Raw genomic sequence first — 24,739 nt, 5'->3', positions numbered from 1 at the left:
ATGGTTATGGATTTCAGGAGGGTATGAAATGTCAAACATACATTATGATTTTTCCGGTAAAGTGGCTGTTGTAACAGGAGGAGCTACGGGAATCGGCGAGGCGGCAGTGCGCAAATTTGCGGCTGCGGGAGCGACGACGGTGATCGGGGACGTTCACGAAGAAGCTGGTATCACGCTGGTTAAGAAGTTGCGAGCCTATGGGCATGACGTTCATTTCGTGTTGACGGATGTAGGAGACGACAGCATGGTGAGCTGCCTGATGACCGCAGCTTTTTCACTCAGGCAGAGACTAGATTTTGTGTTCAACAATGCGGGGGTAGCGATCGGCGGTGAAGTGACGGAGATGAGCGAGGACAATTGGCAGAAGGTGCTCAACATCAATCTTGGTGGTGTGTTCCGGGGTTGCAAATACGCTATCCCCTATATGCTTCAGCAGGGGAGCGGCGTGATCGTCAACTGCGGATCGACGCAGGCGCTTCGCGGATTTATGGGTTGGGCAGGCTATGCGGCCTCCAAAGGCGGAATTCTTGCGTTAACGCGTCAGGCGGCTATTCAATACGCAGGTAAAGGCATCAGGATTAACGCCATTGCACCGGGAACCGTTATGACGCCGATGAACGAGAAGATTTTTGCAGAAGTCGAAGATCCGCAGGCTCTCATTCAGGCATGGAACAACGCCCACCCTATCGGACGTTTTGGCCAACCTGCAGAGATTGCCGATACGGTTCTGTTCTTGTGCAGCGATGAGGCTTCGTTCATTACCGGACAAACCGTCGTTGCCGACGGCGGACAGACGGTACGAGGAGAATAAAAGAGGGGGAAGGACGAATTGACGGATTTTACATTTTTGCAGACACAAATCATTGGGAACGTGCTTGTCGTCACGATTTCACGCGAGGCTAAGCTGAACGCCATGAACAGCCTGCTTATGCAGGAATTGACCGCATGCTTCCGTTCTGTTCACGATTCTTTGGATGTACGCGCGGTTGTTTTAACGGGGAAAGGTAAGGCATTCATGGCTGGCGCAGATATCGAAGAGTACAACGGGTTGGATGCGGGGCAATTTTTTGCTTTTCAGGATAGAGGCCGAGAGATGTATCGTTCCATTGAAAATTGCGCCAAGCCGGTAGTGGCTGCAGTAAACGGATATGCTCTTGGCGGCGGCTTCGAGCTGGCTTTGGCTTGCGATCTGATCGTTGCTTCCACAAAGGCAAAATTCGGTTTGCCCGAGGTTAATCTAGGTCTTGTTCCGGGAGGAGGAGGGCTGCAAAAGGTCTCACGGTTGTTCGGTCCGTATATTGCGAAAGAGCTGGCCATGACCGGAAGATTTCTGACGGCAAACGAGGGAAAGGAATGGGGGTTGGTCAATCGGGTGGCAGAGCCTGAGGAACTGCTGAATGCAACAATGGCTTTGGCGCAGGAGCTCGCCCAAAAGGCGCCGCTCGCCGTACAGGTGCTGAAGAAGCTTATCAATGAAGGCCGTGATGCGAGTTTGGAAACAGCGCAAGCATACGATCGGGCATTTCTGGCCAATTTGTTCCGGACCGAAGATGCTCAGGAGGGAATCACCGCATTTGTCGAAAAACGGGAAGCCCGCTTTATCGGAAAGTAGTACCGACTATAAGCAGGGCCTATCGGCAAATACCAGGTAAGCTTCAATCAATCGACAAGGGAGGAAAAAAAGCATGGAACATGCACTTTCAGGAGTTAAAGTATTGGATTTTACCCATTTGTTGCAAGGGCCATTCGCCACGCAAATGCTCGGGGATTTAGGGGCAGACGTGATCAAAATCGAGCGCAAGGGCAGTGGTGACAGCTATCGGCAGTGGGCGTTTTTTGGATATCGGATAGGTGGAGAATCGCCCTGTTATTTGGCGTTTAACCGGAACAAAAGATCACTTGCGCTCAATTTGAAATCGCCGGAAGCAAAAGAAATTATCTACAAGCTTGTGCAGGATTGCGACATTGTCGTAGAAAATTTCCGACCAGGCGTGATGGCGAAGTTAGGCTTTAGCTATGAAGATTGTAAACGGATCAATCCGCGCATTATCTATTGCTCCAGCACCGGCTACGGGCAAGAGGGTCCTTATGCGGAACGACCAGGGCAGGATTTGATGATTCAATCTCTCTCTGGGCTGACGACTCTTACCGGTCGCAAGGACGAACCGCCTGTACCGCTGGGTACTGGGATTGCAGATCAATTGGGTGCGTTCCATATTGTGTATAGTGTGCTGTCCGCTTTGTTTTACCGGGAAAAGACGGGAAAAGGGCAGAAGATTGAGATTAACTTGTTCCAGTGCTTGCTTGCGCATCAGCTACAGGAATTCGCCGTAACACTCAATTCAGGCAGGCTGTTTGAACGTCCGCAATCCGGGATCGCCCATCCCGGCCAATCCGCTCCATTCGGTATCTACCAAACGGCGGACGGCTTTATGTGTATTTCCGTTAATCCGATTCCTTTGTTGGCTGAGGTTCTTGGAGACGAAGGACTGAATGCCTATGGCAATCCACAGACACTGTATGAGAAGCGGGATGAGGTGTTTTACCGTATTCAGGCTAGTGTGGTGAAGCAAACGACAGCGTATTGGGTGGAAAAAATGCTTGAGCGAGACATGTGGGTTTCGGAGGTCAAGAACCATCTCGAAGCCGAACAGGACCCCCAAGCCGTGCATTTGCAGGCTTTTACATCTTATATGCATCCTACGGCAGGTGAGGTTAAAACCGTCAACATCCCGGTCAAGTTTAGCGAGACGCCTGGCGAGATTCGGCACCATCCGCCGCTTGTAGGAGAGCAAAATGAAGATATTCTTGGCGAATTGGGTTATTCAGCCGATGCCATCGCCGAAATGAAGCAAAAAGAGGTAATTTAAAATGATCCAATTAAGAGGGATGACCTGGAACCATCCGCGCGGCTACGGCCCACTGCTGTTGTTAAGCGAATTGTTCAAGGAGCAACATCCCAGCGTGGAAATCACATGGGACTGCCGGTCACTTAAAGATTTTGGCGACTATCCGGTTAACATTCTGGCGCAAAAATATGACATCATCATGATCGATCATCCGCATGTCGGTATCTGCTCGTCGCAAGGCGTGCTGGTACCATTGGACGAATGGGTGGACCGGGACTTTTTAGATGACCAGTCCAAAAATTCTACCGGCCCAAGCCATTTCAGCTATCAATGGGACGGGAAGCAGCGGGCGTTTGCCGTTGACGCCGCCGCCCAGGTTGCCGCTTACCGGCCGGATTTGTTAAATACAGCTACACTGCCTCGATTCTGGGATGAGGCTATAGGCTTGGCAAAATCTTTGCCGGCCAATCAGCATGTGGGCTGGCCGCTGTGTCCGACAGATGCTATGTGCAGTTTCTTGTCGCTGTGTGCGGATATTGGAGGTTACAATTTCTTTGATGAAACGCGGGGCATTCCACTGTGGGTGGGAGTGGCGGCGCTGGAGATCCTATTTGAGATGCTTCCTCTACTGCATCACGGGTCGCTTTATATGAATCCCATCCAAATGTATGACATGATGGCACAGACCCATGAAATCGCTTATATTCCGCTTGCCTTCGGTTATTCTAACTATGCCAGACCGGGGGCAACAGGAAAGATCATCAAATTTGGAAATATCCCTACGACCTCCGGCATACCGAAGGGCAGCCTGCTTGGTGGCGTAGGAATAGCGGTATCCGCTTTGTCCGATCACATCCCGTTGGCGGTGGAGTTTGCCAAGTACACCGCACACTCCGACGTGCAAAGGCGCGAATACTTTAGCGGCGGAGGACAGCCCGGCCATGCCGTCGCCTGGCGTGATCATCAAGTGAATCTGCGAAGTAACAACTTTTTTCAAGATACCATCGCTACACTAGAGAACAGTTATATGCGACCACGCAACCAAGCGTTTCCCGAGTTCCAGGAGCAGGCCGGGCTGCTCCTGCACGAAATGCTAAGCCAGGCAGCTGAAGGAACAAGCGTTCAAGCGAGGATTGTAGTTGAGCGAATGAATGGGATTTACCGATATGCATTACGCTGCGAATAGCGGCGCTTATGAAAGAGGGGGAGAAGATATGACAACTGCTCGTATATACCGGTTATTTGTAGGGTCATATACTCCTGCAAACGACAGAGGGATTCATTTATTGGAGTTTGATAGCGAAACTGGCTATCTTGAATACATTAGCGGGATGTCAGGGATAGAAAACCCTTCATTTGTGGCGATCGATTCAACGGGTAGCCGAATCTATGTAGTGAGTGAAACTTTAAGCAATGGCGCTGTCGTCTCGATTCAAGTCGATCCTGAAACCAACCAAATGACGGAGATCAATCGCCAACCAACACATGGCGGGGACCCTTGCCAACTAAGTTTGGATTCGACCGGCCGATGGTTGTTCACAGTTAATTATTCGGGCGGCAGCGTATGTGTCTATCCGATGGATGAGTACGGCGCTATTCAACCGGTGTCGGATATGAAACAACATTCTGGACGAAGCATTCGCGATGACAGGCAAGAGGGGCCACATCCCCATTCCATCATGCCGGTACCAGGATCCCGATCTTGTTTACTAGTTCCGGATTTAGGGACCGATACCATTTATAGTTACCGTCATCATACCGACAGCGGCAAGCTTGATCTTACGGGCCAGATATCCGTCGATCCGGGAAGTGGTCCAAGACACCTTGCTTTTCATCCGATTTTACATGTGCTTTATGTTATCAACGAGCTTTCTTCTACTATTTCTGCCTACCAATATAACCCTGCTACTGGTTCGTTGTCTCTAATGCAACAAGTTACTACACTCCCCGAGAGTTTTTCCGGAGCAAGTACTTGTGCGGATATTCATTTATCCGCTGATGGCATGTTTCTTTATGGTTCTAATCGCGGCCATGATAGTCTGTGCATATTCCGCGTCGATAGGGAAGGGTTGCTTGATCCAATAAGAACGGTACCCACCATGGGATCTACTCCACGCAATTTTGCGGTTATTCCAGCTCATGATTGTGATTACATTTTGGTTGGGAACCAGGATTCGAATCAAGTGGTTGTGATGAGGACCGAGCAGGGGATCCCGATTTCAACAGGTATAACCTGTGAAGTTAACCGTCCTTCATGCATAATTCCAGTAGCTAAGGTTTGATTTGTCTTGTTATTTCTTTATTTGTAGTACCCAGTTATGAAAGTAAGATGAGAAATGGTTGTCCATACAAGAGCTGCACCTAAGCAAACCCACTCAATGTTTCCGGTGATCATCGGTGAAGCGTTGGGTTTTCTTTTTCTTCAACGATTTTTATACTAAATTTACCAGGATAAATGAGAGCATAAAACATTGCTGTAGATTTTGAAATGCTGTATCTCGATTGCATCTTCCCAAAAAGCACTAAAAAGATTCACTTTTTCATTTTAAAATAAATCAGGCCACTTTTCATCATAAGGAACTACACGAACCATTTCATCAATTCCACACCTATTCCCCTCCTTTATTTGGTACATTGTATCGCGCGAATGAAATGAGAACAACTAAAAATAATAAGGTTTTTTCGGGAACTGTCAGCTTTATTCGTACTTTCCTATTATGGGGAACCAAATGAGGGATTTGAACGATCTTGGACAGGGATTTAGCCCGGCAGCGAAATATTCCAAACGGAAGGCCGACGATTTGAGGTACTTGGCTGAAATGAGCAGGATATTGAACGAGATATACGTCGAATCGATAGAAAAGTATATTGTGATATGAAGCAAGGGGATTATCCCCAGTGTAATGGGCTGGGCGTACAGTTCGTATCATGTTGGAAACAATCATTAATGGGCGAAACGGATTTTTCGATGCCAGCTAAAAATTTGCAAAAGAAACTTAAGCCAAAAAGAGTACTTAAAGCATGCATTGTAAGGAGGACTAATTAGGTATTGGCCACTCAGTGAAATGAAATTGCGGGGAGGAAGCTATAGATAATCTCTTCATGTAGGTTATTCGATACAAGGCGTTTCTGAAATCTCCATCTCTATTCCGTTTTTACAATCAGCGAACCTTTCCGGATTAACAGCTCCTTTGTTCTAACCGTAAGTTCGAATGAGAGAACGTCAGGACCTTCATGAATCCTGAAGATTTCCCACTATTTCAAAAAGGGAGATGAAAACTTCAGATCTGAGGAAGGGATTCTCAATACTTCCAGAAAGTTTGTTTAAATCCATGAGACGTCACCTTCCCAGAAACATAAGGTTGTTAATTTAAATTTTCCCGAATTATATTGTTTTATTCATTTTGACGATTGTTACGTAGCGATAGGATTGAAATCGGCAATCTGCTAGTTAAGACTTCATGACAGTTACGACTGCATAGCAGAAAATGAATATGTAGCGAAAGAAGATGAATACATAAGTTTTATCTGATGGATTCGAAATGAGTCTAGGGAACTGCCCATTTAATGAATATCGACATGAACAACTATGACTCGTTACATTGTAGGAGAGACAACCGATGCAGGCAAGAATGTATGCACTCTCCACATTCTTTCAACTGCAACTTACAAATGTAAATATGGTGCAAAGGATGGATAAACCTATGAATTTTCAATTAAATGACTTTTCTTTCGACCTTCGGGCGAGCCTGGCGCCGTCTAATCACATTTGGGTCGGAAGCGGCTATAGCACAGTTGCCCCGCTCGCCAATACGGTGGCGGGAGTAAAGGGTTTGTTTTCGCCTCCGTTTGCGGCCCATGACGTACAGCTGCTGCTAAATATCGAAGCGGACGGGCATACCGTAAGTGACACCGGGAATTTGGGCAAAGGGGACTGCGGACTCTTGTACTCGGGGGCAGAATGGCGGCCGGACCGCATCACACGGAGCGGTACGTACCACTATTTTCACGAGGGAAGGCTTATTTCGTTGTACGTTCAGAGCCGCCTTGTTCCGCTGGCAGACAGGGCAGGGTTCCTGCTAGCCATGCGTGTCGCCAACCGAACAGAGCGGAGCATTGAAGTGTGCGTCAAGCCTGAGTTGATTCCGGGACGACTACGCTTGCAGCCGCTGGACGACTGGGACTACGGGTATCCAGCACCGGGCGAACTGGCACGCCCAATTGGCGACGACGTATGGGAAAACAACGAAGCACGAATAACGCTTCTAAAAGAAGCTTCTCAGCCGACCCGACTGGCGCCGGGGGAGGAAACAGAGTGTCGAATAGCCGTCGTACTGACTCGCAGTGGTGAAAAGAACGGAATACCGGCAAGCTTGGCAGCTTGGGAAAAATGGTCGGAGGATGTATGGCAGGAACGAATAGATCGCCTGTGTGCATCTGTGCCGAGGCTGGAAAGCGACATTCCTGGGCTAGAGGACTATTACCGACGTTCGATCGTTAGCGGTTTGATCTGCCTGTGGGAGCATCCCGAATTCGCAATGCAGCCGTTTCCGGTCGTGTCGGGCATCGAGGGTGCAGGAATTTGCTGCTATCCTTGGGATACTGGAGGCTATGCGGGTAGGCTGCTGGCATTGATGGTTGGCAGCAATAAGATGATGGAGCTAGCGCAGCTCATGGCGAACAGCGGCATCGAGCGGCATTCACGATTCTCACCAAGCGGTGTCGGCAAGGATGTTCCGTATTCGTATAGCCTGTGGTCGTTTTTCAATCTGATCTGGAGCAATGTCGAGCAACACGGCGAAGGTCAGGAACTATATGACGTGATGCGAAAGTTGTTGCTGAGTGACGAGGACAGGCTACCTGCCTGGGGCGAGCTGCTCGATTATGGCAAGCAGCATAACTTGTTGGAAATGCGCAGTGCAGCTCACGAGCATGTCATCTCCAGCCCGAACGCCGAGCGGGCCTGGTGTTATGATCGACTGGCAGATTTGGCAGATCGACTGGGCAACGGGGAAGCTGTACAGTGGCGGGATAAAGCAGAAAGAATTCGGCGTGCAATCCGTGAGCAGCTGTGGGACGAGGAGGCGGGGTGGTTCATCTGCCGTTACCCGGATGGGCATGTGGAGCAGGTGTACACCATCCAAGCCTACGATACGCTTCGAATGGGCGTTTGTACTGAGCCAATGAAATCAGCATTACTTTCCCATCTGCGCGATGGTGCTTTCCTTGCTCCATACGGCGTCAGCAGCATTTCGGCCGAAGATACGATTCATTATGAGCTGAACGATCCGGATTGGTCCGGCGGAGGCTGCTATACGGGAGAAGCGACGATTTTGGCGCTGACTTTATGGGAGATTGGCGAAGCCGAGCTGGCTTGGGATGTGCTAAAGCGGCTGTTCTGGATGGGAAGACATTTGCCGTATTTTCCACAGGAGCATTACTGCGATCGACCTGCTGTACCCCCTCACAAACGGGCCAACGTCATAGCAGGACTTTCGGGCTCAGAAGCAATTTTGTTCGGTATGGTCGGCTTGCAGCCCGGAGCGGACGGCACACTTAAGGTGGATCCGAAGCCGCCACACGAAGGAAAAGTGTCCGTCACGGGCTACCCATACCGAGGTCGTATCATCGATATTCATTTGCAGCCAGGATATTGCAGAATTGTTTGTGACGGCGTTGTCATTCACGAAGGTGCTCCAGCACTCTGCACCATATAAATGGGAAGGGAAGCCGCGACACCAAGGCAGATTACACAGTTGGATCGCGGCTTTCACTGTCCTGTACGACGAAACATAGGACGTGACCGGCTAAAAAAGGATAAGCGCGCGGTAGAAAATGATTATGACCGCCCCCATAAACCGGCTTTTTGTAAGCGGTGTCTGCAAAAAGCAACGAAATGATTATCGACGGAAACGAAAGTCGGCCATTACAATGGGGTTGTCGAAGCTACAAGAAAGGTGAGATGTAGACATGAACAAGACTGTGGCTCAGATCGGGGAGGAACGACATACTTCCTTGTCAAAATCGGTCGAACGAGGCTATCTGAAGCAGCTCGCGTTGGATATTAACAAGGAGAAGCTGCTTTACGCAATGCTGCTCCCCGGCATCTTGTTTTTTGCATTATTCAAATATTTGCCGATGCTGGGTGCTGTAATCGCTTTTCAGGATTATCAGCCGTTCGCTGGCATTTTGAAAAGCCAGTGGGTCGGGATAAAGCACTTTCACCGATTCTTCACAGATCCGGTATTTTGGATGCTATTCAAAAATACGCTGTTACTGGCGGTATACAACCTTGTCTTTTTCTTCCCGTTACCAATCATCTTGGCGCTCATGCTGAACGAGGTACGTAAGGAGATTTACAAGCGGTTCATACAAACGATCATTTATATTCCGCACTTTATTTCGTGGGTCGTTGTAGCAGGCTTGACCTATACAATGTTGACGACGGAAGGTGGCATCGTCAATGAAGCGATTGCTTCACTCGGAGGAACCAAAATCAATTTTCTGCTTAGCAATGACTGGTTTCGCACGTTAATCACGTCGCAAGTGATTTGGAAGGAGACAGGGTGGGGCACGATCATCTTCCTTGCCGCACTTGCGGGTGTCGACCAGCAGTTGTACGAAGCCGCCCGTATGGACGGTGCCAACCGCTGGCACCAGCTATGGCATGTCACGTTTCCCGCCATTCGGACGACGATCGTCATCTTGCTCATCTTGAAACTCGGTAGCTTTCTGGACACGGGCTTCGAACAAATTTTCCTGATGTTGAATTCGGGGAACCGTGACGTAGCGGAAGTGTTCGATACGTACGTCTATACATCCGGCCTACTGAATGCGCAGTTCAGCTACAGCACCGCGGTGGGGTTGTTCAAATCTGTGGTCAGTCTTATTCTTGTCTTCTCTGCTAATGCGCTGGCGAAAAAATTCGGTGAGGAAGGGGTGTATTAGCATGAGAGAGAGTTCATGGGGAGCTAAAGTATTCAATGCGGCTAACCACATCTTGCTACTGATCGTCGGCATCGTGACTATTCTTCCATTTCTTTACGTCATATCGGGGTCGCTGGTCAGCTCTGAGGAACTGCTTGTCAAAAAAATTGTGCTCGTTCCGACGAACATTTCTTGGGAGGCGTATCGGTTCATTTTTGCCTCCAAAATCATCTATCAAAGCTTGTTGAGCACCCTCTTTATCACCGTCGTCGGAACATTCATCAATTTACTGCTGACGACGCTGATGGCGTACCCCCTGGCCAAAAAGACGCTGCGCGGTCGCAGTAAAATCATGTTGCTGATTGTATTCACGATGCTGTTCAACGGTGGCATGATTCCGACATTCCTGATCGTCAAGAGTATGGGGATGCTGGATACGTATTGGTCGCTATGGATTCCTTCTGCAATCAGTGCGTTCAACCTGATTTTGCTCCGGAACTTTTTCCAGCAGCTCCCTGAAGGGCTGGAAGAATCCGCAAAAATCGACGGCTGTAACGAATTGCGGACCTTGTTCAGCATCGTCGTGCCGTTGTCGCTGCCGGCGATGGCCACGTTTACACTGTTTTATGCCGTCGGCCATTGGAACTCGTTTTTCAGCGCGATTCTATACATCAACGATTCAAATATGTGGCCGATTCAAGTGTGGTTGCGGCAAATCGTGATGCTGTCGTCAGGTGGATTTACGGACGCCAATGCCTTGTCAGAAGTCGTTGTGCCGCCGGAGAGCATCAAATATGCGGTCATCGTGGTAGCGGCAGTACCGGTTTTGATACTATATCCATTCCTGCAGAAGCATTTTGCCAAAGGAGTATTGCTCGGCTCAGTAAAAGGATAGGTCTCCCATATTATCGGAAACCTATCTTAAATATAAATAACAAATTACGGAGGGTATTCGATGGAGAAGAGAAAGAAAGCAACTTATTGGAAAAAAGGGATTGTAGCCGGTATCACCACCGTATCAGCAGCTTCCCTGTTAACCGCATGTGGGGGAGACGCGGAGAGTGGCGGCAAGGCGCAGACTTATAAATTCAGTATTATGTCCCCGTTTTATTCTGCGCAACCGCCGGCGACAGACGCTTCGAACGCTGCATTCAAGGCGCTGGAGGATAAGATGGGTGTCAAGATGGACGTTACCTTCGTCCCTGGCACGACCTATAATGATAAGCTGAACGTGACGCTTGCATCCGGCAACTTGCCGCAAGTGATGGTGGTACTAGACAACAAGAACGCCGCCGTCATTAATGCGATCCGTTCCGGCGCCTTTTGGGAAATCGGCCCATACATCAAACAGTTCTCGAACCTGCAAAAGTACTGGAACGATCAGATTGGGAGCAATATCTCCGTTGACGGAAAAATCTACGGTATTTACCGAGACCGTCCATTCGCGCGCAAAGGCGTCATTTTCCGCCAGGATTGGCTGGACAACCTCGGCCTGCAGCAGCCGAAGACGGTCGATGACTTGTACAGTATAGCAAAAGCCTTTACGTTGAACGATCCGGACAAGAATGGCAAGAACGACACATTCGGCCTTTCGGTATCGGACGACAACTTGGTGAATGACACGACGATCGTGCTCGAGACGGCGCTTGGAGGTTTCAACCAATGGGGCATCAAAGACGGGAAAGTAACGCCCGATTTTATGACCACAGAGTATATGGAAGCACTCAAGTTGTTGAAGAAGCTGTACGATGAAAAGCTGATGAACCAAGACTTCGGCGCGGTCAAAGGTACTAAACTTCAGGAAAACATTAACCAAGGTAAAGCGGGCATGTACATTGCAAGCATCGACGACGCGAACGCCAAACATTCGGACTTGTTCAAACTGAACCCAAACGCCAAGATCGATTTGGTATTGGGCCTCGAAGGGCCGAGGGGTGTTAAGCTACCAGCGAACTCGGGCTATTCTGGAGTGTTTATGTTCCCTAAGTCTAGCGTCAAAACGGAAGAGGATCTGAAGAAAATTTTGACCTACTTTGACAAAAATTTGGAACCGGACGTATTGAATCTTTTTGCATTCGGTGTTGAAGGAGTACATTACAAAATTGATAATGGAAATCCAGTGTTCACGAATGAGCAGCTTTGGAAAGATCAGGTCGATACTTTGAGCCAGTTGCGCATTGCACCTTCTGATTTGACCTGGCCAACGGAATCTGACGTAATGAAGAAAGTAAAGAAGCTGTATAAGGAAAAAGTACCGAATGCGGTGCCTAGCGCAATTGAACCTTATATTTCACCAACCAAAGCGGAACTCGGCGCCGAGTTGGATAAGATCATCAACGATGCACGTGTCAAGTTCATTATGGGGCAAATCGATGAGGCAGGCTTTGTCAAAGCAACAGAAGACTGGCGCAAAAAAGGCGGCGATAAAATGATCGATGAGTTCACTCAGGAGTATAATAAAGCACAGAAAAAATAAATGAGACGGCTTTTTCTTAACAGCGCCTTTCTGCCGGAATTGCTTCGGACGGGAGGCGCTGCCCGTGCGAAGGAAGAAAACTAGACATAGGTCGAGGAGAGGATCGTATGGAACTGAGTCAATTATGGAGACTTCAGTATGTGGACGTCGGGCAGAAGCGACCTTTGGAGCTCGCTGCACCTGGACTGGACGACCGGTTCTGGATGACGGCCAAAGTTCCGGGGGATGTGCATTCTGCTTTAATAGAGAGACAATTGATCGACCACCCATACTTCGGCCATAATGATTTGAAGTCACATTGGATTGAGGAGAAGGAATGGTGGTACCGTACCCAGTTCAACTATGAGCTGGGTGACAAGGAAGAGAAGCACGAACTGATCTTCGAAGGCTTGGACACGTTTGCCACAATCTACGTGAACGGCCTTGAAATCGGCAAGACGGACAATATGCTAATGGCTCATACCTTCGATGTCACACGCATTCTCAAGAATGGCAAAAATACAATTGCCGTCAAGTTTGACCCAATCCACCTGCATAATCATGATAAAGAGCAGTTCCAATGGTCTTCTTATACGAAGGAACGTCCATGGATCCGGAAAGCGGCAATGAATTTCGGCTGGGATTGGGGTCCGAGAATGGTGACTGTAGGCATTTGGGGCAAGGTTCGGCTTAAACGGCGGCACCTTGCGAAGCTGGACAGCGTGTATGCCCGCAACGCAAGCGTATCATCCCTGGAAGGGGTGGTACTTGTTGATGTAAAGGTGAAGCGGTTCGATATGAATCGCGAGTATGAATGCGAGATTCGTTTGCTGGATGATTCTGGGCAGACGACCGCCTCGACGCGATTTCCTGTTCATGGAGACGTAGTGGCTGCCAAGCTACCGGTGGAGAACCCCAAGCTGTGGTGGACGCACGATTTGGGAGAGCCTTATTTGTATCGCCTGGAAGTAAGCTTATGCACCGAGGGAGTAGAGCTGGATCGCTATGCAGCTCAGTTCGGCATCCGCCAGCTCGAATTACGGTTGAACGACGAGGAAGGAAACCAGGCCTTTGCCTTCATGCTGAACGGCGTGAAGCTATTCGTAAAAGGTGCCAACTGGATCCCGGTCGACTATTTTATTGGCGCCGCACCGGATGACAGGTACCAGGAATTAATCGGGTTGTCGGTCGAAGCACATATGAACATGCTACGAGTCTGGGCTGGCGGGATATATGAGAAGGATCTGTTCTATGAAGAGTGTGACCGGCGCGGCGTGCTTGTGTGGCAAGATTTTGCCTTCGCAAATGCCCTGTTCCCCGACTTTAATCACAATTTCATGGAGAACGTCCGACGCGAAGTCGAATACAACGTAAAGCGTCTTCGCAATCACACTTCCTTGGCACTGTGGTGTGGCAATAACGAAATTGATTGGTTGTACGACATGAAGACGTCCAGTGGCGACATTACATGCCCATTCTACGGTGAAACCATTTATCACGAACTCATTCCAAGTGTTCTTTCGGAATTGGACGATAGCCGCGCTTACTGGCCATCCTCTCCGTTTGGCGGCAATGATGCCAACGACCCGGACGAAGGCGACCGCCATAACTGGCAGGTATGGCACGGCTCGGTATACCCGCGAAAATTTGGTGAGCCACCTATTCTGGATTATAGTATTCAAGGTGTTACCTTTAAAAATTATAAGCGCGATTTTACCTTATTCAGCAGCGAATTCGGAATGCATGCCTCTGCCAACCGGTATACGCTGGAGCGGCACATTCCTGAGGGGCAATTTTATTGGGGTAGCGTTGAGATGGCTTATCGGAACAAAGATACCGCTCATCAAAAAGGAATTTTTCTTATGGAAGGATTTACCGGAATTCCGAGCGATATCGAAGAGTATATGAATTTCTCGATGCTGACGCAGGCAGAAGGGCTGAAGTATGGTATCGAACACTACCGTCGCAACAAGAAAAGGACGAGCGGATCCCTCATCTGGCAACTGAACGACAGCTGGCCAGGAACAAGCTGGTCGCTAATCGACTACGAGCTGCTACCCAAGGCATCTTTCTATTATGCGAGAAAATTTTATCATCCGCTTCTGCTAAGCATTGATCACGAACCGGGACAAGTGCTGAACGTGTGGGTTGTTAACGACCATACCGAAAGTTTCTCCGGAAGCGTCCGGCTCAGCGTGCTCGATTTCTATGGTAACGAAGTGTTCCGGACCAGCCTTGCTGCTGATATACCTGGCAATGAAGCGGTGCAACTTGGATCTTTGACTGAAACCGCCGTATTGAACGGAAGAGCTGCGGAAGAGGTCGTCGTGTTACTGGAGGCGGAAGGATGGGAAGCACCTGCCAACTTGGTCTATTTGCGCGATCATAAAGACTTACGTCTGCCTGCAGCAAAGCTACAGGTGGACGCGAGTGAGGTGGAGCAAACGATTACCGTATCAGCAGCAGAGGGATTGGCACGCCTTGTCAAGATCGAGCTTCCGCATGGCAGGTTGCACTTTAGCGACAATTACTTCGACTTGCTCCCGAACGAGACAAGGACCGTCCGGGTCAGCCATCCGGCGCAGCAGACTGTGCCTTTCGCTGGACTCAAGGTTACGGCTATGAACGCTGAATAATCAGTCTGTCCTGACACTGGTCCATACAACCAAGGCAGGTTGGGCATGTATATTTCGAGCATTGACGACACGAGTCTTGATTAAGCTGAACCCGAACGCTAATAATAAGTACTGAACGCGGTGCCTACCGTTATTGAGCTTTAAATTTCACTGAAAAAAGCGGATCTTGGCGTCATGATGTATCAGATCATCAATTCAAGAGGGGTCAGACCTCTGAGGTAGAATTTGTCAATTAGTAGATGATTAGCGGGCTGTGATAAAATTGTCGATGTTTTACTCAGTTGTATAATAAAGCGCAGAAACTATAATGAGAAGACTTCATCTGCAGCGTCTTCCCGGCGGAACTGATTCAGACGGGAGGCGCTGTAAGCGTTGATATTCCTGTTGCTTGCCATAGCAAACGCAATGGCGGTACCCACCAAGACATTGCGTCAGATCACTATCGCTGGAGGCATAACCCATGAAATTGCGTACGTCGTCTTTTTTGTCAAAACTCATCTGGTTCAGCTTGCTGCTTGGAACGTTCCCGGTCATTGTGTTGGGTGCTTTTTCATATTTCACAGCGACCGGTACACTGCAAACCAAGGTGTACCAAAGCAATCATCAAATGCTACTGCAAACGGAATCGCAAATAGAGCAACTGCTTCGGCTGGTAGATTATTCGGCTATCCAGTATATGAACCAGCCGCGAGTCATAGCCGCATTGCGAGGCAATTTGCAAGGAAATGCCAGTGATGTGGGCACAGTGCACGATCTGCTCGATACAATGAGCAAGTTGCAAAGCAGCGAGCTCGGCGCGATGAGCACAGAGCTGGTCAGTTTAACAGGTGAATGGTCTGTTAACGATTCCGGCTTGTCTGGGCTATCCTCAAGTGACCTGAGGGGATATGACAGATGGGTGAACGACCCGAGAACATCTTTTTGGACTGCCGCTCCGGCCTCTATGAAGCTGGTCAAAAAAATTCCGGCATATTCTTCCAAACCGACCGGATTACTCATCATGTCGATCCCACTCTATGAAATTAACAAGCTAATCGTCAGCGATACGAAGCTCGGTAATGTTCTAATCATGGACGAAGCGCGGTATGTGTTCGCCGGTAACGACAGAGCCGTTCTTGGCAAACAATTTGATGACTTGTCGTTTGGTGGCAAGACGGCGATCACTACAGCTGGGCAAGACTTCTATACTGCTCAAAGGGACGAGGAACGGGTAGGGGTTAGTTACCGCGTATCACCCTACAATGGCTGGGTATATTTGTCCGTAGTATCGATCGACGAACTGAACAAAGAGTCTCAAGATATTGGCTGGTTAACCTTGTTTTTATGTCTTGGCATATTGGTGGTTGCACTGTTCATTTCTTATCTGGGATCAAGGAAAATGTACAAGCCGATCAGGAGCTTGTACGAAGTTGTACGGAACGCACCGGAAGCCGCAAGTATGACTACGGTTAGTGACGAATTCGAATTTATGAACGAACGCTTCAGCAGGTTGCTGTCGCAGGAACACCTGCTTCTGCAAGAAATGCAGGGGCAATCCCATCAAATCAAAGAATATTTTGTGTTCAAGTTGTTTCAGAGCGATACAGCCAAGGCGGAAATTCACGACAGGTTGGCGATGTTTGGGCACCCTCTTGGCTGGAGTGACATGTGCGTCATGGCAATTCAAATCGATACATTGGCAGGCACGCGGTATCAGGAGCAGGACCGGGATTTGCTCATGTTTGCCTTGAACAATATCGTCTCGGAACTCGTAGCCGCGGAAAGCCGGTTGCTTCCCGTCGTGATGGGGGATTCGCAAGTGACTTTGCTGGGTAGCTCAGAGTCCGACGCTAAGCAGTTCAAGACTTACTTGGATTCAATGGCGCAACACATCATGCACATGATCGACCGCTATCTGGAGCTGAAAATCAGTATCGGCTTCAGCCGCGTCTTTACAGATTTTAAGCACATCCGTGATGCGTACAGGGAAGCGCTAACCGCACTGAAATACCGGATGAAGCTCGGTGAGGAGTCGATTTTGTTTATTGAAGAAGTACAGCCAGAGCAGGGTGTTCCACAGTATTATCCTGATGCTCTCGAGCAACAGTTGCTCGATGCGCTCAAACTGGCGGACCGGGAACAAGCCGAACAGCTTCTGCCTCAATTGATTGCGTCCATCGCCGCCGACGAACGGACACACGAGGCCTATTTTATGTCCTTCGTTCGACTTCTGCTGCAAATACTGCAAGCCGTAAAAGATGCCGGAGTTAATCCGAACCGATTGTACGATGCGGAGCAAGATTTATTCATTCAGCTGTTCCACTTGAAAACAGCAAAGCAAATGGAGATGTGGTTTCTGCATGCGGTTATGTCACCCCTATTGCAGCACTTGGAGCAACGGCGGGATGAGCAATATCAGAGTATCTCCAGCGAAATCATCCGGCTGATTGAAAGCAGCTTCGATACCGACTTGACACTGGAGGTTTGTGCCCGGCGTATGAACTACAGCCCTAACTACTTGACGAAAGTGTTCCGCAAGGAAACGGGCGTCAATTTCAGTGATTACTTATCGGAATACCGAATGAAGATGGCCAAGAAATGGCTGGTTGAAACGGATATGAAAATATCGGAAATCGCGGAGAAGCTGAAATACAATACGCCTGCGAACTTTATCCGATATTTCCGTAAACTGGAGGGATGTACACCAGGCCAATACCGAGAAAATTATTTAAACAAGTGACATATTTATACGAAATCAATACGATGGTCGCGTAATTTGCATGATGCCGGTGGGTATGGCGGTAAAACTTTACGATTGTAAGTAACGGAAAATAGAAAAGCCCCAGAGCTCACTCAGGAGTATAATAAAGCGCAAAAAAAATAACGAGACGGCTTTCCTTTGCAGCGCCTTTCCGCCGGAACTTCTCCGGACGGGAGGCGCTGCATGCGTTGATACTACGTTGTTTGCTGCATCAAGCACAAATGGGGGTGCGCAAGACAGTGTGTCAGATCACAGTAGCACTTATTGTAATTGATATGTTCATTTTGTGGTCTTTTCTATGCATGTGGCCGTCATCGGCTGCAGGATGGGCGGTGTCAGAAAATGAATATGCATCGAAAGAAAATGAATATCTACAATTTATCGCGTTGGATTCGATGCAGTTCAACGAAATACCCATATCATGAATATCGACCTGAACAGTTGTCACGCTTAATAATCGAATCGTAATAGAATTCAAGTAGAAATATCTAACATTATTAATGAAATCAGGTGATTGATATCTGCCCCAGGATTATGAAAAAGCCGAAGACAAAGCGTGGCCGTAGGTTGGTTGTTTTCCTCCACGGAGCGGGCCAGAGAGGATAGTCTGGAGCTTCTTGGGATGCAGGGGGGGGGGGGCATCTACGAATGGCTGCTTCAGCAGCGGCTTCGCCCAGGGAAACCTGACGGGCCGAAGCGGCCGGCGGGTAAGGGATCGGATGAGAAAGATTGGAGTAGCAGTGGGGATAAGATGCAACCAGAAGGAAGAGAGGTGGGTTCGAGCCTTTAGCTATTCTTATTCGGATTGCCGGATGGCAGGCGAAGTGATCCCCAGGATCTGCCTTTGAATAGGAAGGGAGGTGGTTAATTCATTTGTAAGCGCTTAGATTTGGAGGGATTTATTTAAATCTGTGAATATGAAAGTATTCCTTGAAGGAGGAATCGTAATCATGATCAAATCTTGGAAGAGAGTGTTCGTTTTGGCGCTCTCCATATTGTATTTGATATCAGGAGCCACTGTCATACCGCCTCGTCAGGCAAGCGCGGCCGTACCAGACCAGACCATCTATAATGTCAACATATCGCCTAACGATCAGCAGACGGTCAAAGGATGGGGAGTCTTCCCGTCATTTCACCGCGCGGATTGGACCCGGAATTTTATCCCGGCAACCGGGGGCAAGATGCGCTCTACAACGATTTGGGCATCAGCATGTTCCGTGTGAATATCCCAGCCGTAGCAGGGGACGGGGATGGGAATCTGTACGACAACAAAATGCAGGAGCTCTACGACCTTATTCAAATCGGCGAGACGAGGGGAAAGCACGACTATATCATCTCCGTATGGTCGCCTCCGGTCGGAATGAAAACCATTCCGACGGCAAACGGGTGGACGGGGACGGAGCATGTAAGGCTGCGGCCCGAAAAGGAGCAGGCGTTTACCGATTATCTAGTGAAAGTAATCCAATGGCTTAAAAATAAGGGCGTTTCGGTTCCTAAAGCCATCAGCTTCCAGAACGAGCCGCTCTCGATGATCGTGAGCGAGTGGTGTTATTGGGGAGGGGACAACGGGGCGCAGTTTCAGCGCGTGACCAAGCTGCTTCGCTCGAAGCTGGATGCCGCCGGCCTGACAGGCGTTCAGATTTTGGCACCGGAAGGCGCAACATATCATGAAAATGAGCTGCTGCTGGGACATGAGTTCTCGGCATTGACCAATGACCCGGCGCTGAACAGCGCGATCGGCGGAATGGCGTCACACAGCTATTTCGCCAAAGGGTATGACACGACAAGCGTTTATCAGGATTATGCGGACGCCTTGGACCATGTGCCGGGTAAGGAGCGCTGGCAAACGGAATACAGCACCTTGATTAGCGGCGTATCGGAAATGGATATGGCGATCAACGCCTCGCAACGCTTGGCGAGCGATATGGCGTTCATCCGAAACAACTACTGGTTCTGGTGGCTGGGATGGGCGGCCAACCGGCATCCGACCGATGTGGGCGAAGTGCTGCTTGACGGCAATGGGGTAACCGTGACCAAATCGAAGGCGTTCTATGTGCTCGCCAAAATTTTCAATAACGCACCGGTCGGCTCCAAGGTGCGGCGTATCACAGCTGACGCCGCTTCCGGCTTGACGACGGACAATTCGGTCTGGATGGATGGCGTCGCCTTTGTGAACGGCTCCAAAACGACCGCACTACTCGTGAATCCGACGGCTCAGGAGAAGATCGTTCATGTGAACGGTTTAAGCGGGTTGACGGCAAGCGTTCATCAAATCACCCCAGATATTCCGCTGGGACAGGACATGAAGCTGACAGGCAAGCGCAACATTATCGGCGGAACGGCCTCCGCTGTCGCATTGCCGGCGAAGAGCGTGACGGTCATCGTCACTTCCGATGCAGATGCAGCTCCACCGTTCGTCAGCTTCGATCAAACCGTCAGTTCCTCCGTATACGATGCGGATTATGCAGTAAGAAATGCGCAGTTTACGGTTTCGGGTCATTTGGATGAAGTGGGCACGCTTAAGATCAATGGACAGCCTGTTGCCGTGGCGAACGATCTGAGCTTTAGCACGACGCTTCAGCTGCAGGCCGGACTCAATGTCATATCCGCTGTAGCGACGGATTTATCTGGCAACCAGGGCGATCCCATGTTGCTGGATATCAGGTTTGATCCGACTTATTTGGGTTTAACGCTCAACCATAGTAGTCTGAACCATGTCAACCAGAGCATGTTCACTGTTTCGGGCAAAACGAATTCTAGAGCAACCGTCAAGGTTAAGCACGAGTTTAACGGCGACACGGTAGCGGAAAGCTCCTATAGCGTAGCCGGAGCAGGATCGTCCGGCCACCAGCTGGGTGAATTAATTCAGCCGCTGATCAAGGATGGATGGCCTCAACCGGGAGCTGCCGGCACACCTTACACAGGAGGCCTTGGCTCCACCTACATGGGGGTCCTGGGGGCATCCAGTGGAGGGTTGACCACCAACGCCGTCGGTGTGTGGGATTCCGCCTCAACCTTCGCGTCTGCCGAAGGCACCAGTTCTCTGCGGATGAAGTTGGGGCAATATCCGGATGGGGGATTCGCGCGCCTCAATCTCGATTTTCTTAACTCAAGTTGGCAAGGCATCACCAAGGATTTATCGCTATACCACCATACTGGTGCGCTCCAGTTTCGGGTAAACGCCTCGTCGACTGACAGTAGCTTCTCCGCTGTGGTGGAGTCCAACAACGGGACGAGAGTGGAATCCCGATTGCCGTTGGCCAATTATATTAACGCCGCTGTTTATAGCAATCAATGGGCCTTGGTGACCATCCCGTTGGCGGATTTCGACAATGCCGTGCACTATGTCCCGTCCACAGATGTAACCGCATACAACCGAACCATCAATGAGCAGATTGATTGGACCAAGATTAGCGGTTTCGCATTTTTAAGCCAGGCAACGATGTTTATTTCCCCGCGTGTGGACGACATCAAAATCGTCTATCTGGATGTGTCGCCAACTGCGGGAGGGTCGACAACCTTCAGCGCAGGCTTGAACCTTAAGCAGGGAGACAACCTGATTACCGTTTCGGCTGAGAACGAAGCGGGTCAACAAGCTGAGCCAAAGGTCATTCATGTGGTATATGATCCCGTTGCGCCGGTCATTACGGTACCTGCCGCCGGATCGACGACAACTACCAGTTATGTGCTGAAAGGAACCGTAAGTGAAACGGCTACGGTTACGGTCAACGGCGTAGCGGTGAATTTACAGAACGATGAATCGTTTACTGCCATCGTTCCGGTGGTAAAGGGGAGCAACACGATTACGATTGTCGCGACGGACCCCGCAGGAAACGCATCGACTGCCACTGTCAACGTTGATTGCAATCCGTCACAGGACGGATCCATCGTCTGGGGAGTCGCAGCAGGCAATCGATCGGCCCATTCTCCGATCATCGATGGAGATTTGTCGGAGGCCGACTGGATCATTAATAATGGGGTGCGCAGAATAATCACAGGAACGCCTGACAACAGCGCCTTCTTCGGAACGTTGTGGGATGACCAAAATCTTTATGTAGCCGTCCGGGTACTCGATGGCCATCTCGTCAATGACTCCGAAGCATCCAAAACGTATCAGGACGACTCGGTGGAAATTTATTTAGACGGCAACAATGATCGAAGCACGGCCTATGGCCCAGACGATCATCAAATCACGCTCGGCTGGCATGATACGCAGCTCTCCGTCGGCAGCAACATGGCCGGACTCCAGTATGCACAGCAGGATATAGATGGGGGCTACAGCGTGGAAATGGCCATTCCTTGGAGCAGTATCGGCATTCCGGCTCCAAAGGTAGGCTCCGTTATAGGCTTTGATATAGGGATCAATGACGATGACGGCCGTAGTAACGGCAACCGCGAGAGCCAACTGATGTGGACGGGTGACAACGAGAACTGGAAAAGTACGGCCAACTTCGGCGCCCTGTATCTCAATGACGGCAGGAAGGTGACGGCTGCCGTACAGCATACCGGCCCTATTATGGTTGACGGGACGTTGAATGAATCCGATTGGTTGCTGCGCAATCATGCGACCAAGACGATAACCGGCACGCCGAACAATGCGGTCAGCTTCGCCACGCTAAGCAATGCACAAAATCTTTATGTCGGCCTGATGATCCTGGATTCCGTGCTGAAGAACGATTCGACTCAGGCTCATCAGGACGATTCGATTGAAATCTATCTCGATCCCAACAACAGCCAGGGAACCTCCTACGAGGCGAACGACCGTCAGATTACGCTAGGCTGGCATGACGGGCAGCTGTCTATCGGCGGGAATATCACCGACATTCAATATGCGCAGAAAGATATCGATGGCGGCTACACGGTGGAAATATCAATTCCTTGGGCATCCCTGGGCATTACTCCGGCAAGGGATATTACGATAGGATTTGACGTTGGAAACAACGATGACGACGGGAACAATAATGGCAACCGGGAAAGTCAGCTGATGTGGAATGGGACTGGAAACAACTGGCAGGATACGTCTAACTTCGGGCATCTGTTGTTGCATAACTTGAACCTGCCCTTGCCGGTTGTGGGTACGCCGGAGCCGGAAGGACTTGTGGAATTTTCGGATGATGCCCACGACTTTGCCAAGCTTTACTCGAAATCGGCAAAAATTGCCGTGCAAACCTCGAACCCGCAAAATTTCGATTATGACGCGGCTTCGTTCATCCATACCAACGATAATCCTGATCCTGCCGAATACGTGATGTACAAATCGCCGTATGGAGATATTTACTCGTTGGATATCTCGACGGGATTGTTCTCCAACACGCCGCAGTTTTCGTTCTACGGCTCCGCCGACGGCGTGAACTTTACTCCAATCCAGGTCAAATCGAAGCAGACCGGCGGTGCGAACGGCTACTCCGTGTGGAGCAATACGGCGAGCAACCTGCCGGCGGGGACGAAGTACCTGAAGGCGGTATTCTCAGGCAAGCTCAACTGGCATGAACGACTGCTGAGTGTTTCCTTTAAGTATTTAGCCGAGCCGGTGCAGCCCGAAGATCCGATTAAGCTGCAATGGACGGATGAAGCGGATGGTTTAACAAAGCTATATGACAAGTCTGCAAATATCGTTCAGGCAACCGCTACCAGCGGCTTAGACAAATACGGCAACGATGCCACCCAATTCCGCCACGAAAACGACGACAGCATGAACCCGGAATATGTGATCTACAAATCGTCGGCCAACGATATTTACTCCTTCGATATCAATGTTTCGGCTTGGACCGGCCTGCCGTCGTCCGTCGGCTTTGAGATTGCTACTTCGACTGACGGTGTGAGCTTCACGAAGCTCACACCCGATCAGACTTTGCTCAGTTCTTCATCCGGCTTCAATACAATCAGGATCAAGGTCGACAGCTTGACAAGAGGCTATCGGTATCTGAAGATTGTTTTCCCGTATGGGAACGAAGCTTGCGACAATTGGACCGCCACGATCAACAAGGTGACCTTCGTCTACGGCTCGAACACGGTCCCGGTAACGGGCGTCAGCATAGCTCCGGATACGGTCGAATTGCATGTAGGGGAAACGACGCAGTTGACGGCCACAGTGGCTCCGGAGCAAGCAACAAACAAAGCTGTAAGCTGGAGTACCAGTGATGGCACAGTAGCGGAAGTAAGCGACAGCGGTGTAGTAACAGCAAAAAAAGCGGGTATTGCCGCAGTAACGGCCACAACGGCCGACGGCTCGTTGACGGCAACGGCACAAGTGACCGTGGAAGCTCTGCCGGCCGGGGGGACTTCCTATTATTTTACAGGGCCAAGCCATGTTGAAACAGAAGAGCTTTTCCAGCTGAATTATGGATTATCCAATGTGACCAACAGCGTATATGCCCAATCAGTAACCGTGAATTACAATCCTGCAGATCTGGAATACGTAGATTCGAGCTCCTTGATCAACGGGTTTACCGTGGTGGGAAGCACTTACGGTTCAGGCTCCGTCAAGATCCTTGCGGCAAGCACAGGCTCCAATTCTCCGGTTACTGGCAGCTTGGACCTGTTCACCCTTACATTCAAGGCAAAGAATCAAACGGTCACCACAAACGTATACACGAGCGGTATCATTCTGGGCGACCAATCCGGCAACGAGCAGACTGTAAATAGCGGCAGCGGTCATTCCATTAGTATCGCACCTCCGGTGCCAATCGACAAGACGGAGCTATCGGCGGCAATCGCCGAAGCAAGCGCGGCAGTCGCAAGCGCCAAGGTCCTGAATCCGGCAGCACCGCGCTTTGGTTATTACCCGCAGAGCGCCATTGATGCTCTCGTCGTAGCTCTAGTAGCAGCGAATGCGGTGTATGATCAGAGCAAGGTCACGCAGTCGCAGGTAGATCAAGCCAGCATTGCGCTTTCGCAGGCGCTGGCAGAGTTCCGCGCGTCGGCTAGCCAGTCGGCCGGGGTCGGCGACCTGGCGCTGATCTCCGCGAACTACCAAGCAACCAGCAGCGCTCCGAACTGGGCGTCCATCCGTTATCTTGACCTGAACAATGACGGCAAGCTTGATCTGGCAGACCTGATTGCCATGGCACAACGGATACTGAACTAGCATAGAAAGCGCGAATGGGAGAGGACATTCTGTCTTCTCCCATTC

General features: G+C 50.0%; 12 protein-coding genes. All 12 read left to right on the top strand.

Annotated elements, in window-relative coordinates:
• Positions 1 to 28 precede the first annotated feature (28 nt).
• The 12 genes from ACFQ88_RS24250 (at position 29) to ACFQ88_RS24195 (ending at position 24,694) form a co-directional block, all read left to right on the top strand.
• A complete protein-coding gene (locus ACFQ88_RS24250) occupies positions 29 to 811 on the top strand; it encodes an SDR family NAD(P)-dependent oxidoreductase (protein WP_379457637.1) in 783 nt (260 codons plus the stop codon).
• Positions 812 to 829: 18 nt separating this feature from the next.
• The gene (locus ACFQ88_RS24245; protein ID WP_379457635.1) at positions 830 to 1,612 is read left to right on the top strand and encodes an enoyl-CoA hydratase/isomerase family protein; all 783 of its coding nucleotides are present in this window, start codon (positions 830 to 832) and stop codon (positions 1,610 to 1,612) included.
• A gap of 73 nt (positions 1,613 to 1,685) precedes the next feature.
• Positions 1,686 to 2,870 carry a CaiB/BaiF CoA transferase family protein gene (locus tag ACFQ88_RS24240; protein WP_379457633.1) on the top strand — a complete coding sequence of 395 codons (1,185 nt, stop codon included), beginning with the start codon at positions 1,686 to 1,688 and terminating at the stop codon, positions 2,868 to 2,870.
• A gap of 1 nt (position 2,871) precedes the next feature.
• Positions 2,872 to 4,035 (top strand): ABC transporter substrate-binding protein, encoded by a 1,164-nt coding sequence (locus ACFQ88_RS24235; RefSeq protein WP_379457631.1) that lies wholly within the window; start codon positions 2,872 to 2,874, stop codon positions 4,033 to 4,035.
• Between the two features lie 28 nt (positions 4,036 to 4,063).
• Positions 4,064 to 5,131, top strand: a complete 1,068-nt coding sequence (locus tag ACFQ88_RS24230) for a lactonase family protein (protein WP_379457629.1) — start codon at positions 4,064 to 4,066, stop codon at positions 5,129 to 5,131.
• A gap of 1,422 nt (positions 5,132 to 6,553) precedes the next feature.
• Positions 6,554 to 8,566, top strand: a complete 2,013-nt coding sequence (locus ACFQ88_RS24225; RefSeq protein ID WP_379457627.1) for an MGH1-like glycoside hydrolase domain-containing protein — start codon at positions 6,554 to 6,556, stop codon at positions 8,564 to 8,566.
• A gap of 373 nt (positions 8,567 to 8,939) precedes the next feature.
• Positions 8,940 to 9,797 carry an ABC transporter permease gene (locus ACFQ88_RS24220; protein WP_379457984.1) on the top strand — a complete coding sequence of 286 codons (858 nt, stop codon included), beginning with the start codon at positions 8,940 to 8,942 and terminating at the stop codon, positions 9,795 to 9,797.
• 1 nt (position 9,798) lies between these two features.
• Positions 9,799 to 10,671: a carbohydrate ABC transporter permease gene (locus tag ACFQ88_RS24215; protein ID WP_379457625.1), complete on the top strand. Its 873-nt coding sequence runs from the start codon at positions 9,799 to 9,801 to the stop codon at positions 10,669 to 10,671.
• A gap of 60 nt (positions 10,672 to 10,731) precedes the next feature.
• Positions 10,732 to 12,252 carry an extracellular solute-binding protein gene (locus tag ACFQ88_RS24210; protein WP_379457623.1) on the top strand — a complete coding sequence of 507 codons (1,521 nt, stop codon included), beginning with the start codon at positions 10,732 to 10,734 and terminating at the stop codon, positions 12,250 to 12,252.
• A gap of 107 nt (positions 12,253 to 12,359) precedes the next feature.
• Complete coding sequence (locus ACFQ88_RS24205) at positions 12,360 to 14,867, top strand: beta-mannosidase (protein WP_379457621.1); 2,508 nt, start codon at positions 12,360 to 12,362, stop codon at positions 14,865 to 14,867.
• A gap of 460 nt (positions 14,868 to 15,327) precedes the next feature.
• A complete protein-coding gene (locus tag ACFQ88_RS24200) occupies positions 15,328 to 17,586 on the top strand; it encodes a helix-turn-helix domain-containing protein (RefSeq protein ID WP_379457619.1) in 2,259 nt (752 codons plus the stop codon).
• Between the two features lie 1,132 nt (positions 17,587 to 18,718).
• Entirely contained in the window at positions 18,719 to 24,694 is a 5,976-nt protein-coding gene (locus tag ACFQ88_RS24195) for a sugar-binding protein (protein WP_379457616.1), read from the top strand.
• Positions 24,695 to 24,739: the final 45 nt, after the last annotated feature.

The organism is Paenibacillus sp. NPDC056579 (assembly GCF_042793215.1).
In the GTDB taxonomy this organism is placed as follows: Bacteria; Bacillota; Bacilli; order Paenibacillales; family NBRC-103111; genus Paenibacillus_S.
The sequence above is the reverse complement of the archived record's forward strand: the minus strand, read 5'-3'. Positions and strand labels throughout refer to the sequence as shown.

Coding starts and splice junctions, on each gene's coding strand:
- ACFQ88_RS24250 (WP_379457637.1), top strand. CDS start 29: ATGTCAAACATACATTATGATTTTTCCGGTAAAGTGGCTGTTGTAACA.
- ACFQ88_RS24240 (WP_379457633.1), top strand. CDS start 1,686: ATGGAACATGCACTTTCAGGAGTTAAAGTATTGGATTTTACCCATTTG.
- ACFQ88_RS24235 (WP_379457631.1), top strand. CDS start 2,872: ATGATCCAATTAAGAGGGATGACCTGGAACCATCCGCGCGGCTACGGC.
- ACFQ88_RS24230 (WP_379457629.1), top strand. CDS start 4,064: ATGACAACTGCTCGTATATACCGGTTATTTGTAGGGTCATATACTCCT.
- ACFQ88_RS24225 (WP_379457627.1), top strand. CDS start 6,554: ATGAATTTTCAATTAAATGACTTTTCTTTCGACCTTCGGGCGAGCCTG.
- ACFQ88_RS24220 (WP_379457984.1), top strand. CDS start 8,940: ATGCTGCTCCCCGGCATCTTGTTTTTTGCATTATTCAAATATTTGCCG.
- ACFQ88_RS24215 (WP_379457625.1), top strand. CDS start 9,799: ATGAGAGAGAGTTCATGGGGAGCTAAAGTATTCAATGCGGCTAACCAC.
- ACFQ88_RS24210 (WP_379457623.1), top strand. CDS start 10,732: ATGGAGAAGAGAAAGAAAGCAACTTATTGGAAAAAAGGGATTGTAGCC.
- ACFQ88_RS24205 (WP_379457621.1), top strand. CDS start 12,360: ATGGAACTGAGTCAATTATGGAGACTTCAGTATGTGGACGTCGGGCAG.
- ACFQ88_RS24200 (WP_379457619.1), top strand. CDS start 15,328: ATGAAATTGCGTACGTCGTCTTTTTTGTCAAAACTCATCTGGTTCAGC.
- ACFQ88_RS24195 (WP_379457616.1), top strand. CDS start 18,719: ATGGGGAGTCTTCCCGTCATTTCACCGCGCGGATTGGACCCGGAATTT.